The organism is Oleiphilus sp. HI0125, from assembly GCF_001635355.1.
In genome coordinates this window covers 1-268 of sequence record NZ_LWGF01000570.1, presented here as the reverse complement: position 1 = coordinate 268, position 268 = coordinate 1, and the positions used below count along the sequence as shown (strand labels likewise).

Sequence of the window (268 nt, the reverse complement as noted above, 5' to 3'; positions counted from 1 at the left end):
ATTGTGAAGCGTGGTAGACCAAGTGCATCTTCAACACGGCCAAACAATTCGTTTGCGAATGCAACTTCTTCTGGACCGTGCATCTTAGGCTTAACGATGTTTACAGAACCAGTTGTTGAATTCTGGAATGGGCTGTTGCCTTTCAAATCGTGAATAGCGATCAAGGTTGTGATCACGCCGTCCATGATGCCTTCTGGAATTTCGTTTCCGTCTTCAAGAAGAATCGCTGGGTTAGTCATCAAGTGACCAACGTTACGAACGAATAGCA

At 45.1% G+C, this 268-nt stretch carries 1 pseudogene; it reads right to left on the bottom strand.

The features are described from left to right. Window positions 1-268, bottom strand: a pseudogene (locus A3762_RS07075) (malate synthase G); the annotation flags it as partial.